The sequence below is a fragment of the Microcoleus sp. N9_A1 genome (assembly GCF_036701795.1).
Classification (GTDB): Bacteria; Cyanobacteriota; Cyanobacteriia; order Cyanobacteriales; family Microcoleaceae; genus Microcoleus.
Genome location: NZ_JAUBRI010000066.1, coordinates 22,862 through 37,240, shown reverse-complemented (window position 1 = coordinate 37,240; position 14,379 = coordinate 22,862). Strand labels below are relative to the sequence as shown.

The window sequence follows — 14,379 nt, the reverse complement described above, 5'->3', positions numbered from 1 at the left end:
CGAGAGTAAAACTTTGGGTATTACCTAAAGCTGCTTTGTCCGCAGAATCTCAGCGGCTTCAGCCCTGAGAGTGTCAAATCCTGTCGTTAAACCAAGCTACCTGTCAACTTCTGGGATACTCTAAAAAAGAGTTGTTAGGCAAACCAATAGCGGGACTTTTTAAGAACAGTGAATCACCAAACCCGGAGTTAGAGTTAGCAATTTTAACAGCCGAAAACTCTGTCCGCAACGTCGAAACAGTCTACCTTTCTAAACAACGAAAAAAAATAATTGTACAGCTTTCTATTTCAATTATTCGCGACGGTCAAGGCAAGGTCAGCGGCAAGTTGTACATAGCACAAGATATTACCGATAGCAAGCGGGCTGAAAGAAATTTGCGGCGCAGTGAAAAAAAGTTTCGCCAACTGATAGAAACTGTTAATGCTGTGGCATTTATTTATCACCGCAGACAGTTCCGCTATGTCAATGCTGAGACAGAAGCTCTGACAGGATATAGTCGCGAAGAATTACTAGCATTAGATTTATACGACTTAATTCATCGAGATTTTCTAGAAATAGTTAAAAACTGGGGTAAATCCAGCCACGCCCGCTCAAATGTAGGGTCAAAATATGAATTAATAATAGTCACGAAAACCGGAAAAATGCGCTGGATTGAAGCAACTGTAGATATTATAAAATTTGAAAAAAAAGCCTCAATATTAATCACAGCATTTGACATCAGCGATCGCAAATTAGCAGAGTTAGAACTAGAAACATCTCTTTCATTGCTTCAAGCAACCATTGAATCTACTGCTGACGGTATTCTGGCGGTTGACAGTGGAGGAAAAGTTATCACTTTTAACCGCAAGTTAACCGAAATGTGGCAGTTGCCGGATTTCCTGGTTGATTCGAGAGATAACAACCAAATTTTGGGGTTTGAAATCAACCAGTTAAAATACCCGGAAATATTTCTCAACCGTGCTAAAGAATTGTCCGATTGCCCCGCAGAAGAAAGTTACGATCTCATCGAGTTGACAGATGGCAGAATCTTCGAGCGCTACTCGTTGCCCCAGCGCACGGGAGGCAAAATTATTGGTAGAGTATTCAGTTTTCGGGATGTAACGGAACGGGTGCAATCAGAAGAAAAACTACGCAAAAGCGAAGAACGATTTCACCTGCTGACGCGGGCGACAAATGATGCTGTATGGGATTTTGATTTGTTAAAAAATGAGTATTGGTTGAGCGAAGAGTTTGAAAAAGTTTTTGGATACAAACTCAACGAAACTCAGACGATAGAATTAGAATCTTGGTGGCTAAATATTCATCCCGAAGAACGGGAAAGAGTGATGTTAAGCTTCAACCAAACAATGAACTCAGACGCTCAATGTTGGTCGGAAGAATACAGCTTTCACCGTGCAGACGGGGGATATGTTTTTGTGCTCGATCGCGGTTACATCATCCGCAATGAAAGTGGCAAAGCAGTAAGGGCGATCGGTACGATGATGGACATCACTCAGCGCAAGCAAGCTGAAGAAATTATTCGCTATCAAGCTGTTTATGACCAACTCACTGGTTTACCGAACCGGATACTTTTTAACGAGCGGCTGCTGGCTTCCTTAAAACAAGCTAAACAAACCCAAAAAATGCTAGCTGTGATGTTTTTAGACTTGGACAGGTTCAAAAAGATTAATGATACACTAGGCCACGCTGCGGGCGATCGCCTTTTAGAAAGTTTTGCCGGACGCATCAGCGACACTTTGCGATCGACTGACACGGTTGCCCGCTGGGGAGGCGACGAATTTACCATACTGCTTCCCGATATCAATTGCTTAGAAGATGCAGTTAAAACAGCTCAAAGAATTATTGACAATTTAAAGCCAGCATTTAAACTAGAAGGACAACCGTTTCATGTTAGCAGCAGCATCGGCATTGCCCTTTATCCAGATGATGGTGAAGATGCCGAAACTTTAGTCAAAAATGCTGATGCTGCCTTGTACCGCGCTAAAGACATGGGAAGAAATAACTATCAGTTATATACTTCAACAATGAACCCGCAAGGCAGCCAGTTGCTGAATCTAGAAAACAGGCTGCACGAGGCTCTAGAACAGGGAGAATTTGAGGTTTTCTACCAGCCAAAAGTCAACATCACTACTTGGAAAATTCAGGGCATGGAAGCCCTGCTGCGCTGGCAACATCCACAATTAGGTTTAGTTACTCCCGCTACATTTATTCCGATCGCCGAAGATAACGGGCTCATTGTAGCTATTGGGGAATGGGTGCTGCAAACAGCCTGTACTCAAAATAAAGCTTGGCAGGATGCTTTGCAGCCAGATTTGCGGGTAGCAGTCAACGTTTCGGCTCGGCAGTTCCAGCAATTTAATTTATTAGAAATGGTAGCGAAATGCTTGGAAAAAAGCGGTTTAGCACCCAAGTATTTAGAGTTAGAAATTACCGAGACTACAGCCATGCAAGATGTGGACTATACCACAAAAGTTCTCAGGGAGTTGCAGAATATGGGAGTGCAAATTGCGCTGGATGATTTCGGCACGGGTTATTGTTCTCTAAATTATCTCAAAAAGTTTCCCTTGAATATCTTAAAAATAGATAAATCCTTTGTTAGCGGATTGACGAATGATCCCTGCGAACGGGCGATCGCCAAGGCTGTAGCGACGCTGGGGCGAGATTTGAACTTGAGCGTGGTGGCAGAGGGAGTAGAAACTAAAGAGCAGTTGGAGTGTTTGCGCGAACTCCACTGTCAAGAAATTCAGGGTTACTATTTTAGCAAGCCGCTCTCGGCCGGCGATGCTAGTAAACTTTTGGTAAATTCTCTGTTGCAACAAGTGAAAATTGCTTGACAGTTGACAGTTGACAGTTGACAGTTGACAGTTGACAGTTGACAGTTGACAGTTGACAGTTGTCATTATAAAAAGACGGCGGTTGAGACGGCATAAAAAAACGGCGGTTGAAACCGCCTTCAACCCGCAAAGGTGTTCGGCGAGCGAAGTCGAGTCGCTGGTTTTGTTTGTAGAGACGGGGTTTCAACCGCCTAGTCTTGTGCGATCGCGATCGCCCGCGCCACTTAAAAACTTAAAATAGTGTGCAGAATCACGGACTTGCGGCTAAAGACAGAGGAAAATATCGCTACTCCAACATAAGAGCCTGGTCTATGCAGCCAATTCGCACATTTAACGTTTCGCCCTCGTTACCGACAATTCTCGAACCCCTACGCAAACTTGCCTACAACTTGCACTGGGATTGGAACGTTGACACCAAAGACTTATTCCGCCGCCTCGATCGAGACCTGTGGGACTCCAGCAACCAAAACCCGGTACTGATGCTGGGAACCATATCTCAAGAGCGACTGCAAGAAATGGCAGAAGACGACGGCTTCATTGCCCAAATGAAACGAGCCGCCCAGCAGTTAGATGACTATCTCAACAACCGCGCCTGGTACCGCAAACAGCGCGGCACAGAACTGCAAGAATGCTACGCTTACTTTTCGATGGAATTCGGCTTAGTAAAAGCCCTACCAATCTATTCCGGCGGTTTGGGCGTGCTCGCAGGCGACCACCTCAAATCAGCTAGCGATTTGGGCTTGCCCTTAGCCGGCGTGGGCTTGCTCTACCAAGAAGGCTATTTTTCGCAGTATCTCAACGCCGACGGCTGGCAGCAAGAACGCTATCCGCTGAACGATTTCTACAATATGCCGCTCCACCTAGAACGCAATCCCGACGGTTCGGAATTGCGGATTGAGGTAGACTATCCAGGCCGCAAGGTGTACGCGCGGATTTGGCGAGTACAAGTGGGAACTGTTCCTTTGTACTTGATGGATACAAATATTGAACCTAACAGCCGCTACGACCAAGATATTTCCGACCAACTGTACGGCGGAGACAAAACTCTGCGGATGCACCAAGAAATCATGCTGGGCATCGGTGGCGTGAAAATGCTCAAGGCCTTGGGCTTGACAGTCACGGCTTATCACATGAACGAAGGCCACGCGGCTTTCATGGCTTTGGAACGGATTCGGATGCTGATGGAGGAATATCACCTGAGTTTCGTGGAAGCTGAACAGGTGGTAGTTTCGAGCAGTATGTTTACGACTCACACGCCGGTTCCTGCTGGGTTTGACTTGTTCGAGCCGGATATGGTGATGCACTATCTGGGTCAGTATGCCAAGATGTTTGGCTTGTCGCAAGATGAGTTTCTGGCGTTGGGCCGGGAGAATGTTGGCGATTTGTCCGCACCTCTGAATATGGCAATTTTGGCAATTAAGATGTCGAGTTTTGTCAACGGGGTGGCGGCTTTGCACGGTGTGGTGTCGCGCCCGATGTTCCAAGGGTTATGGCCGGGTTTACCTCAAGAAGAAGTGCCGATTACTTCGATTACGAATGGGGTACACGCTCGCAGTTGTGTGGCGAAGTCTACTCAGGAATTGTACGATCGATACCTTGGCCCAGAGTGGGAAATGACTCGCAAGGACGATCGCCTGTGGGACAGAATTTCGTCGATTCCTGACGAGGAATTGTGGCGGAATCACGAACGCTGTCGATCGGAGTTGGTGGTATTCGCGCGGGAGTGGCTGCAAAAGACCTTGCGCGAGCGCGGTGCGGCTCAAACCGAAATCGAATACGCGCGCGAGGCTCTCAATCCGAAGGTGCTGACGATCGGGTTTGCGCGCCGTTTTGCTACTTACAAGCGGGCGACGCTGTTTTTGCGCGATGTCGATCGAATTATGCGGATCATGCGGGATCAAAACCGCCCCGTACAGTTTGTGATTGCTGGGAAGGCTCACCCGATGGATATTCCGGGTAAGGAATTGATTCGGGATATCGTTCACTTCATCCGCGAACACGACACGCTGAGTTCGATGGTGTTTCTGCCGAATTACGACATTAACGTCGCTCGGATGATGGTATCTGGCTGCGATGTGTGGCTGAATACGCCCCGCCGCCCCCGTGAGGCTTCGGGTACTTCCGGGATGAAGGCTTCGATGAATGGTTTGCCGAATCTCAGCATCCTCGACGGTTGGTGGGATGAGGCTGATTATGTTCGCACCGGTTGGCCGATCGGACATGGGGAATTTTACGAAGATACTAAGTATCAGGATGATGTCGAGGCTAATGCTTTGTATGACTTGATGGAAAAGGAAGTTGTACCGCTGTTTTACAACCGGGATGCTGACGGCATTCCCCGCGGTTGGACGGCTAAAATGAAGGATTCGATTAGCTTGAACTGTCCTTTATTCAATACTGCTCGGATGGTGAAGGATTACGCGCGGAGGGCTTATTTCCCGGTGAGCGATCGATTCTTCACGATGACGGAGGACGGGTGCGCGCCGGCTAAGGAATTGTCTCACTGGAAAAAGCACGTTCTCGCAAAGTGGTACGACATTAAGATTGAGTCTGTTGATATTTCCCAGGATAAGGAAGTTAAGGTCAATCAGTTGATCGCGGTTAAATCTCGCATCAATCTGATGGGATTAACGCCTGCAGACGTGCAAGTCGAACTTTATCAAGGTTCTGTTGATGCTAACGGCGATATCATTGGTGGCGTGCCGGTGGTAATGGAGTATTTGGGAGAAGATGCTCAGAATGCTAGCCTTTATACGGCTGACATTACTTATACTTCTAGTGGTTTGCAAGGTTTGTCGTTGCGGGTTTTGCCGAAGCACGATAATCTCAGCAGTCCTTATGAAGCTGGCGTGATTCTCTGGGCACATTAAAGGAAGTTCGGCAACGGATTCTGTAACGGATGTAACGGATGTAACGGATGTAACGGATGGAAGGAAGAGGGAATCAGGAATCAGGAAGATTTTACCTATTCTCCCCCTCTCCCCCTCTCCCTCTCGCTGTCTCCTTATCTTCCTTGGGGAATGACTATGTAGCCGGTTGTGCGATCGCCCAATACCACATTCCGCTCTATTTCCTAGTACCACCAGTGAACCCGTATATAAGCGTACAGCAAGGCATCTAGCTGGTCTTCTCAGGCTTTGAGGGTGGCAACACTGGTCGGGATTTCGGGGAGATTTGAACCACCTATGAACGCTGATTATTATGCAGGATGTTTGCGAAATTCAGAGTGGGTTCGAGGATTGCTCAATATCTACAATAGACTGGCAGAATTTCATCAATTAGAGTTGACATTCTGCCAGTTTTTCTTGTTTTTGGCGTTGCTGAATACAGGTATAAATTCAAGATTGCGGAATTTTTCTAAGCCCAGTCGGGTGAGTTTTGTAACTTCCGATAAAAGTTGATTCATACCGTGAATCAGCAAAGCCCAAAATTTATATCCATCACTATGAAAGCCGCCGAGCAAAATAGTCATGCCACAATAGTCACACTTTTTCACACTGCCATTTCATAAAATTGAAGGAAGCCTTGAGACACCTCTAGTTTAGGTTATTTACCCACACCCGCTGGCTGCTGACGGTTTCGCACTTCCAGAAAAATCAACAAAGCATTAACATCAGCCGGATTCACCCCACCAATTCTGGCCGCTTGGCCAATAGTCAGTGGCTGCACTTTAGTCAACTTTTCCCGCGATTCTTTGGAGAGAGTTGTAATTGCCATGTAATCCAAATCCGCAGGCAATTGTCGGCGTTCATGTCTGACAATTTCATCAATTTGATTTTGCTGTTTTTGCAGATAGCCAGAATATTTGATATCAATTTCCGCACCATCTTTCTCAGCCAACTTCAGACTAGAATCGCCTAAATTGTACCGTTCCAAATCGACATAATGAAAACCCGGACGGCGCAACAAATCAGCCAGAGTAATCGAACCTTTAATCGCTTGTTGAGTCTCAGCAAAAATCTGCTTGCCAAGATCCTCGTGTTCCTTCACCCGCGTCGAGTACAAGCGTTCCTTCTCTGCCACAATATTAGCTTGTTTGCGATCGAACAACTCCCAGCGCCGATCGCCAATCAAACCAATTTCCCGTCCCAGCGGAGTCAAGCGTTGGTCAGCATTGTCCGATCGCAATAATAACCGATATTCCGATCGCGAAGTCAGCATCCGGTAAGGTTCCCGCAAATCCTTCGTACACAAATCATCAATCAAAGTCCCGATATAACTTTGCTCGCGAGGAAACACAATCATTTCCTGATTTTTCGCAAACCGAGCCGCATTAATCCCCGCCACAATCCCCTGTGCAGCCGCCTCCTCATATCCCGTCGTACCGTTCACCTGACCCGCGCAAAATAGCCCTTCAATCTTCTTAGTCATCAGCGTTGGAAAGCACTGAGTCGCAGGCAAATAATCATACTCCACAGCATAAGCAGGGCGCATCATCTCGCACTTTTCCAAACCAGGAAGAGTACGCAGCATTTGCAATTGCAAAGTTTCGGGTAAACCCGTCGAAAATCCTTGAATGTAAAGTTCAGGAATATCTCTCCCTTCCGGTTCGATAAAAATCTGGTGACTTTCCTTATCCGCAAACCGCACAATCTTATCTTCAATACTCGGACAGTAGCGCGGCCCCTTCGCATCAACCCAGCCGCCGTAAACTGGAGAAAGGTGCAAATTGTCTCTAATTAACTGGTGAGTTTCTGGCGTAGTTCGAGTTAAATAACAAGGCATTTGTTCCCGTTCGATCCAAACTTCTGGATCGAAACTAAACCAGCGAACATCTGCATCTCCCGGCTGCGGTTCCAGGTTGGTGTAATCGAGAGTACGTTTGTCAACTCTTGCCGGAGTTCCTGTTTTTAACCGACCAGTTTCAAAGCCCAAACGATTGAGAGTTTCTGTCAAACCCACGGCCGCAAATTCTCCGGCGCGTCCGGCGGGCATCGACTTATTGCCCACCCAAATTGTGCCACCTAAAAAAGTACCTGTGGTGAGAATTACGGCTTTGCATTCAAAAGCGACACCGAAGTATGTTTCAACTCCGATCACTTCTTCGTTTTTGCCCAAAACTAAGTCTGTTACCATCGCTTCCCGGATGGTCAAATTCTCTTGATTTTCGACAATGTTGTTCATCACAGCGGCGTATTCCCGCTTGTCTGTTTGTGCTCGTAGCGCCCACACTGCGGGGCCTCGTGAAGAGTTGAGGATGCGTTTTTGTAGATAAGTGCGATCGGCCATTTTGCCAATTTCCCCGCCTAACGCATCCACTTCGTTAGTAAGTTGAGATTTAGCCGGGCCGCCGACAGCGGGATTGCAGGGTTGCCACGCAATTTTGTCGAGGTTGAGGGTGAGGAGAAGAGTGCGACAGCCGAGGCGAGAAGTGGCGAGGGCGGCTTCACAGCCGGAGTGTCCGGCACCAACTACGATGATGTCGAAACTGTCTTGGAATTGTACTGGGGTTTGTGCGGTCATGGGATTTTAGATTTTAGATTTTAGATTTTAGATTGAATAATTGACTTGAGGGATTAAGCCGGAGGGTTATTTATCGGATATCGCGTTTTTGTCTGTGTTATTTGAGTAAACTATGCCTTATATAGTCTATTATAGACAATAGTCGTTCGAGTAACAATATTTAGGCAGGCAATACTTCTGCACGCCCCCATACACCATGCACCAAGCGAGCGGGATATTAAATATTTGTAGTCGGATATTATGGCGATGTTGTGGGATGTGGTTTGAGGAACTAAAATATAAATGTAGGTTTGGGAGATTTTGGGAATGACTTTGATGATTTTAGACGAGCAATTAGAAAGCATTCATCTTTCTGCTGAGGTTCGGCAGAAGGCTTTACAGAAAGCAAAAGAGGGTTATGTAATGGCGTTATTAGAGGTAGGGGAAATTACCAGCGGACGAGCGGGGAAAATTTTAGGAGTTTCTCGCATGAAAATTATCGAAATGATGAAAAAATGGGGAATTTCTCTGTTTGATGATTCGCAAAATTTGGAACAAATTCGTCAAGAGGTGGAACAGGCAGAGTTGATGTTATAGCGGCAGGGGTTTTAAATGATTATTGTCTCCGATACTACACCTATTAGTGAATTAGCTAAGGTAGATCGCTTAGATTTATTGCCTCAACTTTTTGGTAAAGTTGTGATTCCGAAGGGAGTGTTTGATGAACTTCAGGTTGGTCAGCATCCGGCAGCTAAAATCGTACAAAATTTGTCTTGGTTAGAGGTTGTAACAGTCAATAATCGGCAAGTAGTTGAGGACTTACAAGGGTCGTTTAATTTAGATTTGGGGGAATCGGAAGCGATCGCTTTAGCAGAAGAAATGAACGCAGCCCAATTATTGATTGATGAAAAAGCGGCGAGACGGGTAGCGGCGGCGAGAAAGCTGCCGTTAATTGGGACAATGGGTGTTTTGTTGTAGCAAAGAGCCGGGGTTTGTTGGGAAGCGTGCGGGATGTTTTAGATGAGATGCAGGCACAGGGAACGAGGTTTTCCGATCGGCTTTACGAACGGGTTTTAATTTTGGCTCAGGAAAATAGAAATGGAGATCGAGGGGGTTTTTAATATATGCAAATCACAGTTAATTTACCTGATACGTTAGTAGATAAGATCGAGGATAAATGGGGGGACTTGTCACGAAAAATTCTGAGAGATTTAGTCTTAAGTGCTTTTCGCGATGGGTTAATCGATTTGGATGAGTTAAAGGAGATGCTCGATATTGGCGATGAGGCAGGCTTGAAGGAATTTTTCAGGCAAAATAATATGCTGCATTCTTCAGGATTGATAAATCTGTCTGGGAGTTGTGCGGATATTGATTTTGATGATGATGGCTGGGGAATTTCTGATGAAATGGATGACGATATGATGGGGGTTTTTGATGAGTAATAGCTCTTTGATTTATTTGCTAGATACTAATGTTTGTATCCTGTATTTAAAGGGTAGGTCGCCTAGTATCGACCTTCATTTTAATACTGTGGTAGCCGATAAAATTGGGGTTTGTTCTGTGGTAAAAGCCGAGTTGTTTTACGGAGCGATGGGTAGCAATAACCCCCAAAATAGTTTAAATCTACAAAAATCTTTTTTAAGTCAGTTCGTTTCTCTGCCGTTTGACGATGCTTGTGCGGAAGTATATGGCAAGATTAGGAGAGATTTGGCAAGTTTGGGAACTCCGATCGGCTCAAACGATCTGCAAATTGCTGCTATTGCTTTGGCAAATAATTTAATCTTAGTCACTCATAATGTTAGGGAGTTTAGCAGAGTACAAGGGCTACAGATTGAAGATTGGGAGGCGGGGTGATGAGTAATTATCAGGGTTATGAAAAGTATAATGCAATTTTATCAATATTTTTGATAAGATTCAGACCGTTCATTCAAAACGATCGATCGATATAGTATAATTAAATGTTTGTTGTCAAATACAGACATCAGCAGCAGTTACACCAGCCATTTAAAGGAAATAGCGAAAATGGTAAATCAACTATTTTACGGTGACAATCTTGATGTCTTACGCAGACAGATCAAAGACGAATCGGTAGATTTATGCTACATTGACCCGCCTTTTAACTCAAAACGCAACTACAACCAAATCTATAATAACATTGGCAAGGAAGACCAAGCCCAAGCACAAGCTTTTATCGACACTTGGACTTGGGATGATTATGCCAATCAAGGTTTAGCTGAAATCTTGGAAAATTCCCAGGGTAAATTTACCTCACAAAGTATTGATTTAATTGCTGGCTTAACAAAAGTCTTAAGCAAAGGTAGTTTATTAGCATATTTAATCCATATTACCTTACGAGTAGTCGAAATTTATAGAGTCTTAAAACCTACTGGTAGCTTTTATCTGCATTGCGATCCTACAGCAAGCCATTATTTAAAATTAATTTTAGATACCATTTTTTGTTCCCAGGGTGGTGATTTCAGGAACGAGATAATTTGGTGTTATCGAGGTGGCGGTTCTCCTAAAAAAGACTTTGGTAGAAGGCATGATGTCATATTAAGATATTCAAAAACTAATGAATATGAGTTCAATAAAAATGCAATTAGAATACCATATCAAGCTGAAGGAATTGGTAGAAAAGATGATGCAATGTGGGGCAAGCATAAAGGAACTAATAAAGTATATAAGCCTCATCCTTTGGGCAAAATCCCTGAAGATTGGTGGCTGATGAATATCTTAAATGCTAACGATCCAGAACGTCTTGGCTATCCAACACAAAAACCCGAAGAATTATTAGAACGCATTATCAAAGTCAGTAGCAATGAAGGGGATGTAGTTTTAGATGCTTACTGCGGTTGTGGTACTACTGTCGCTGTATCTCAACGCCTCAAGCGTCAATGGATAGGCATTGACATTACTTATCAAAGTATTAGTTTAATTCTCAAACACCTTGAGGATTCTTTTGGGAAAGGTGTACTTGAACAACTTAAGTTAAATGGCATTCCTAAAGATATGGAAGCAGCAGTTGCACTTGCTAACAAAAAAGACGATCGCACTCGCAAAGAATTTGAAAAATGGGCAGTGCTTACCTATACTAATAATAGGGCAATTATTAACGCCAAGAAAGGTGCAGATAAGGGAATAGATGGCATTGCTTACTTTCAAGGTGACAAAGATGAACCAGAAAAGATTATCGTGCAAGTCAAGTCAGGGAAGGTGCAATCAGGAGACATCCGCGACTTGCAAGGGACAATTACGCTGGAACAAGCAGCCCTGGGTATTTTTATCAGTTTAAAAGAGCCAACCAAGGAAATGATTAAAACTGCCAAATCAGCAGGAATATATCAAAGCCGATATATGAAACAAAGTTCAGATAAAATACAAATTGTTACTATTAAGGAAATGTTAGAACATAAAAAAAGGCTAGATGTTCGCCTGAGCTTTGAAGTGGTTAAATCAGCAGAAAAACAAATGGAAGTTAAAGCGAAACAGTTAGAACTAGACATTTAGAAAAGAGTGATATAGCAGCCAACCTCAAAAAAAGAATACCCATATAGCCTACATCTTCTCTCCTCTTCCTTCGCGTCATAAGCGCCTTCGCGGTTCAATAATTCCGTACAATTGCAGTTTTGCGCTATGTTAGACAAAAAAATGTCAACAAGCGTACACAAATGAAATACTTCTTCTTATCCGACGGGTGGAAAGTTGGGCGCGTCTGGGGAGTCGGCGGCGAGTGGAGTTACGCCGCTTGGAGACGCCACCCCGACATTGTACAACTCGACCTCTGTCTGTGGGATCACAAAGAAAAAATGTGGCTCTACCGCGTCGAAGAGGCTGTACTCATGGTAGAAGTCAAACCCACAGCCCCCGCAGATCCGAACGATCCTGCCAAAAACATCGGCAACGTCGTGCTCACCAGACTGATCGATGCCGAGCAAGTCCTCGAACGCCTTGGGACGATCGCCGCCCGGTGCGAAATGGGCAACCCGCAACTAATGTAATGTCGAACATATTGCAATCGGTTCTAACACTCGATACACTTCTTTAAATAACTTTCATTTTTATACCTCCTCCTGTGAAGGTAGAAAGGATTCGGCAAAAGACAGAATTTAAACCCCGGACATCACCGCTCGGGATGGAAAATCTGAATTTTCCGTCAAAATGACATCATCACTTACACCTTGGAGAACCGCAGTCAATGGGACTACCCTGGTATCGCGTACACACAGTCGTCTTAAATGACCCAGGCCGATTGATTTCTGTACACTTAATGCACACAGCCCTCGTGGCAGGTTGGGCCGGCTCAATGGCCCTTTATGAACTAGCAGTTTTTGATCCCACAGACCCAGTTCTGAACCCGATGTGGCGTCAAGGGATGTTCGTGTTGCCCTTCATGACTCGCTTGGGAGTCACCGGTTCTTGGGGCGGTTGGAGCATCACGGGCGAAGGTAACGTCGATCCGGGCTTCTGGTCCTTTGAAGGCGTCGCCGTCGCTCACATCATCCTCTCTGGCCTGCTGTTCTTAGCAGCAGTCTGGCACTGGGTATTTTGGGACTTAGAACTTTTCAGAGACCCTCGCACCGGCGAACCAGCCCTCGACTTGCCAAAAATGTTTGGCATTCACCTGTTCCTCTCCGGCTTGCTCTGCTTCGGCTTCGGTGCATTTCACCTTTCGGGACTCTTCGGCCCGGGAATGTGGGTTTCTGACCCCTACGGCCTGACCGGTCACGTCCAGCCAGTGGCTCCTTCCTGGGGCCCTGAAGGCTTCGATCCGTTCAATCCGGGCGGCATCGTGGCTCACCACATTGCAGCGGGCGTAGTCGGCGTAATTGCCGGTTTGTTCCACTTGACAGTGCGGCCGCCGGAACGTCTTTACAAAGCCCTGCGGATGGGGAATATCGAAACTGTACTTTCTAGCAGTATCGCTGCTGTGTTCTTTGCAGCTTTCGTGGTTGCGGGTACGATGTGGTACGGTTCTGCTGCAACTCCGATCGAACTTTTTGGCCCGACTCGCTATCAGTGGGACGGCAACTATTTCCAACAAGAAATCGATCGCAGAGCTCAAGCTAGCTTGGCCGGTGGCCAAGGCTTCCAAGAAGCTTACGAACAAATTCCTGAAAAATTGGCTTTCTACGACTACGTGGGCAACTCTCCTGCTAAAGGCGGTTTGTTCCGGGCCGGCGCGATGGTCAATGGCGACGGTATTGCGAAAAGCTGGCTGGGTCATCCAGTATTTACTGACAGCGAAGGTCGGGTATTGTCGGTTCGCCGCCTCCCCAACTTCTTTGAAACTTTCCCAGTGATTTTGACGGACAAAGATGGGGTCGTTCGCGCTGATATCCCCTTCCGCCGTGCTGAATCAAAATACAGCTTTGAACAAAGCGGAGTTACCGTCAGCTTCTACGGCGGCGAACTTAACGGTCAAACCTTTAATAATCCTCTAGATGTTAAGAAGTTTGCTCGCGCTGCTCAAAAAGGTGAAGTGTTTGAATTCGATCGTGAAACCTTGAACTCTGACGGGGTGTTCCGCACTTCAACTCGCGGTTGGTTCACTTTCGGACACGTTTGCTTTGCTTTGCTATTCTTTTTCGGCCATATCTGGCACGGTTCTCGGACTATTTTCCGCGACGTGTTTGCTGGAGTTGAGGCTGACTTGGAAGAACAAGTCGAGTGGGGCTTGTTCCAAAAACTGGGCGACGTGACCACAAGAAGAGAAGAATCTCTCTAGATTTCGCCAGCCTCTGGGTAGGGGGGAAACTTCCCCGCTACACAAAAACCCGGTTTCTTGAAGAAACCGGGTTTTTTTAGTTAAAAATAAAACCAACAATTAAGATAAAATAATACGGCAAGGGAAGATAGGGAAAATTTAACATGGAAAGCGTTGCTTACATTTTGATTCTGGCTTTAGCATTAGGTGTACTATTTTTTGCGATCGCCTTTCGGGAACCTCCCCGGATTGGCAAATAATTAGCTATACGCCTCCAGCAAGTCCAAAATATCTTGAACCGGACTGCGGTTAGCCCGCATCATAGTGATCTAATTTGGTGCGGGACTATTTCACCGCTGTGTGCTAAGTGATTTTTTCTAGTCCAGCCATTCATCAGAC

At 45.6% G+C, this 14,379-nt stretch carries 13 protein-coding genes; 11 read left to right on the top strand and 2 right to left on the bottom strand.

What is annotated here, in order from left to right; all coding sequences use genetic code 11:
* Positions 1–77: 77 nt before the first annotated feature.
* The gene (locus QUA58_RS24500) at positions 78–2,834 is read left to right on the top strand and encodes an EAL domain-containing protein (RefSeq protein ID WP_333396489.1); all 2,757 of its coding nucleotides are present in this window, start codon (positions 78–80) and stop codon (positions 2,832–2,834) included.
* Positions 2,835–3,145: 311 nt separating this feature from the next.
* On the top strand, positions 3,146–5,704 hold the full coding sequence (gene glgP, locus QUA58_RS24495; RefSeq protein WP_333396486.1) for an alpha-glucan family phosphorylase: 2,559 nt from the start codon (positions 3,146–3,148) through the stop codon (positions 5,702–5,704).
* 404 nt (positions 5,705–6,108) lie between these two features.
* Here the strand turns inward: glgP and QUA58_RS24490 are convergent, their stop codons facing one another.
* Complete coding sequence (locus QUA58_RS24490; protein ID WP_333396484.1) at positions 6,109–6,330, bottom strand: hypothetical protein; 222 nt, start codon at positions 6,328–6,330, stop codon at positions 6,109–6,111.
* 50 nt (positions 6,331–6,380) lie between these two features.
* Positions 6,381–8,297: a tRNA uridine-5-carboxymethylaminomethyl(34) synthesis enzyme MnmG gene (gene mnmG, locus QUA58_RS24485; protein ID WP_333396481.1), complete on the bottom strand. Its 1,917-nt coding sequence runs from the start codon at positions 8,295–8,297 to the stop codon at positions 6,381–6,383.
* Between the two features lie 306 nt (positions 8,298–8,603).
* On the opposite strand from mnmG, the gene QUA58_RS24480 reads away from it, so the two are divergent.
* From QUA58_RS24480 to QUA58_RS24445, 9 genes are all read left to right on the top strand, one after another.
* Complete coding sequence (locus tag QUA58_RS24480) at positions 8,604–8,873, top strand: UPF0175 family protein (protein ID WP_333396479.1); 270 nt, start codon at positions 8,604–8,606, stop codon at positions 8,871–8,873.
* A 15-nt stretch (positions 8,874–8,888) separates the two neighbouring features.
* On the top strand, positions 8,889–9,254 hold the full coding sequence (locus QUA58_RS24475) for a hypothetical protein (RefSeq protein WP_333396478.1): 366 nt from the start codon (positions 8,889–8,891) through the stop codon (positions 9,252–9,254).
* A 47-nt stretch (positions 9,255–9,301) separates the two neighbouring features.
* A complete protein-coding gene (locus QUA58_RS31650) occupies positions 9,302–9,397 on the top strand; it encodes a hypothetical protein (protein ID WP_445243685.1) in 96 nt (31 codons plus the stop codon).
* Positions 9,398–9,400: 3 nt separating this feature from the next.
* Positions 9,401–9,718, top strand: coding sequence for a hypothetical protein (locus QUA58_RS24470; RefSeq protein WP_106333715.1), 318 nt, complete (start codon positions 9,401–9,403; stop codon positions 9,716–9,718).
* Positions 9,711–10,130 carry a type II toxin-antitoxin system tRNA(fMet)-specific endonuclease VapC gene (gene vapC / locus QUA58_RS24465; RefSeq protein WP_333253560.1) on the top strand — a complete coding sequence of 140 codons (420 nt, stop codon included), beginning with the start codon at positions 9,711–9,713 and terminating at the stop codon, positions 10,128–10,130. The genes QUA58_RS24470 and vapC overlap by 8 nt, the downstream gene beginning before the upstream one ends.
* 168 nt (positions 10,131–10,298) lie before the next feature.
* Positions 10,299–11,783 (top strand): DNA methyltransferase, encoded by a 1,485-nt coding sequence (locus tag QUA58_RS24460; RefSeq protein ID WP_333396476.1) that lies wholly within the window; start codon positions 10,299–10,301, stop codon positions 11,781–11,783.
* Between the two features lie 161 nt (positions 11,784–11,944).
* The gene (locus QUA58_RS24455; RefSeq protein ID WP_333253565.1) at positions 11,945–12,274 is read left to right on the top strand and encodes a hypothetical protein; all 330 of its coding nucleotides are present in this window, start codon (positions 11,945–11,947) and stop codon (positions 12,272–12,274) included.
* A gap of 197 nt (positions 12,275–12,471) precedes the next feature.
* The gene (gene psbB, locus QUA58_RS24450; RefSeq protein WP_333253567.1) at positions 12,472–14,001 is read left to right on the top strand and encodes a photosystem II chlorophyll-binding protein CP47; all 1,530 of its coding nucleotides are present in this window, start codon (positions 12,472–12,474) and stop codon (positions 13,999–14,001) included.
* Between the two features lie 143 nt (positions 14,002–14,144).
* Complete coding sequence (locus tag QUA58_RS24445) at positions 14,145–14,240, top strand: photosystem II reaction center protein T (RefSeq protein ID WP_083622085.1); 96 nt, start codon at positions 14,145–14,147, stop codon at positions 14,238–14,240.
* Positions 14,241–14,379: the final 139 nt, after the last annotated feature.

Bases quoted from the DNA above. Each gene is read 5' to 3' on its own strand.
- glgP (WP_333396486.1), top strand. From the start codon at position 3,146: ATGCAGCCAATTCGCACATTTAACGTTTCGCCCTCGTTACCGACAATT.
- mnmG (WP_333396481.1), bottom strand. From the start codon at position 8,297: ATGACCGCACAAACCCCAGTACAATTCCAAGACAGTTTCGACATCATC.
- QUA58_RS24480 (WP_333396479.1), top strand. From the start codon at position 8,604: ATGACTTTGATGATTTTAGACGAGCAATTAGAAAGCATTCATCTTTCT.
- QUA58_RS24475 (WP_333396478.1), top strand. From the start codon at position 8,889: ATGATTATTGTCTCCGATACTACACCTATTAGTGAATTAGCTAAGGTA.
- QUA58_RS31650 (WP_445243685.1), top strand. From the start codon at position 9,302: ATGCAGGCACAGGGAACGAGGTTTTCCGATCGGCTTTACGAACGGGTT.
- QUA58_RS24470 (WP_106333715.1), top strand. From the start codon at position 9,401: ATGCAAATCACAGTTAATTTACCTGATACGTTAGTAGATAAGATCGAG.
- vapC (WP_333253560.1), top strand. From the start codon at position 9,711: ATGAGTAATAGCTCTTTGATTTATTTGCTAGATACTAATGTTTGTATC.
- QUA58_RS24460 (WP_333396476.1), top strand. From the start codon at position 10,299: ATGGTAAATCAACTATTTTACGGTGACAATCTTGATGTCTTACGCAGA.
- QUA58_RS24455 (WP_333253565.1), top strand. From the start codon at position 11,945: ATGAAATACTTCTTCTTATCCGACGGGTGGAAAGTTGGGCGCGTCTGG.
- psbB (WP_333253567.1), top strand. From the start codon at position 12,472: ATGGGACTACCCTGGTATCGCGTACACACAGTCGTCTTAAATGACCCA.
- QUA58_RS24445 (WP_083622085.1), top strand. From the start codon at position 14,145: ATGGAAAGCGTTGCTTACATTTTGATTCTGGCTTTAGCATTAGGTGTA.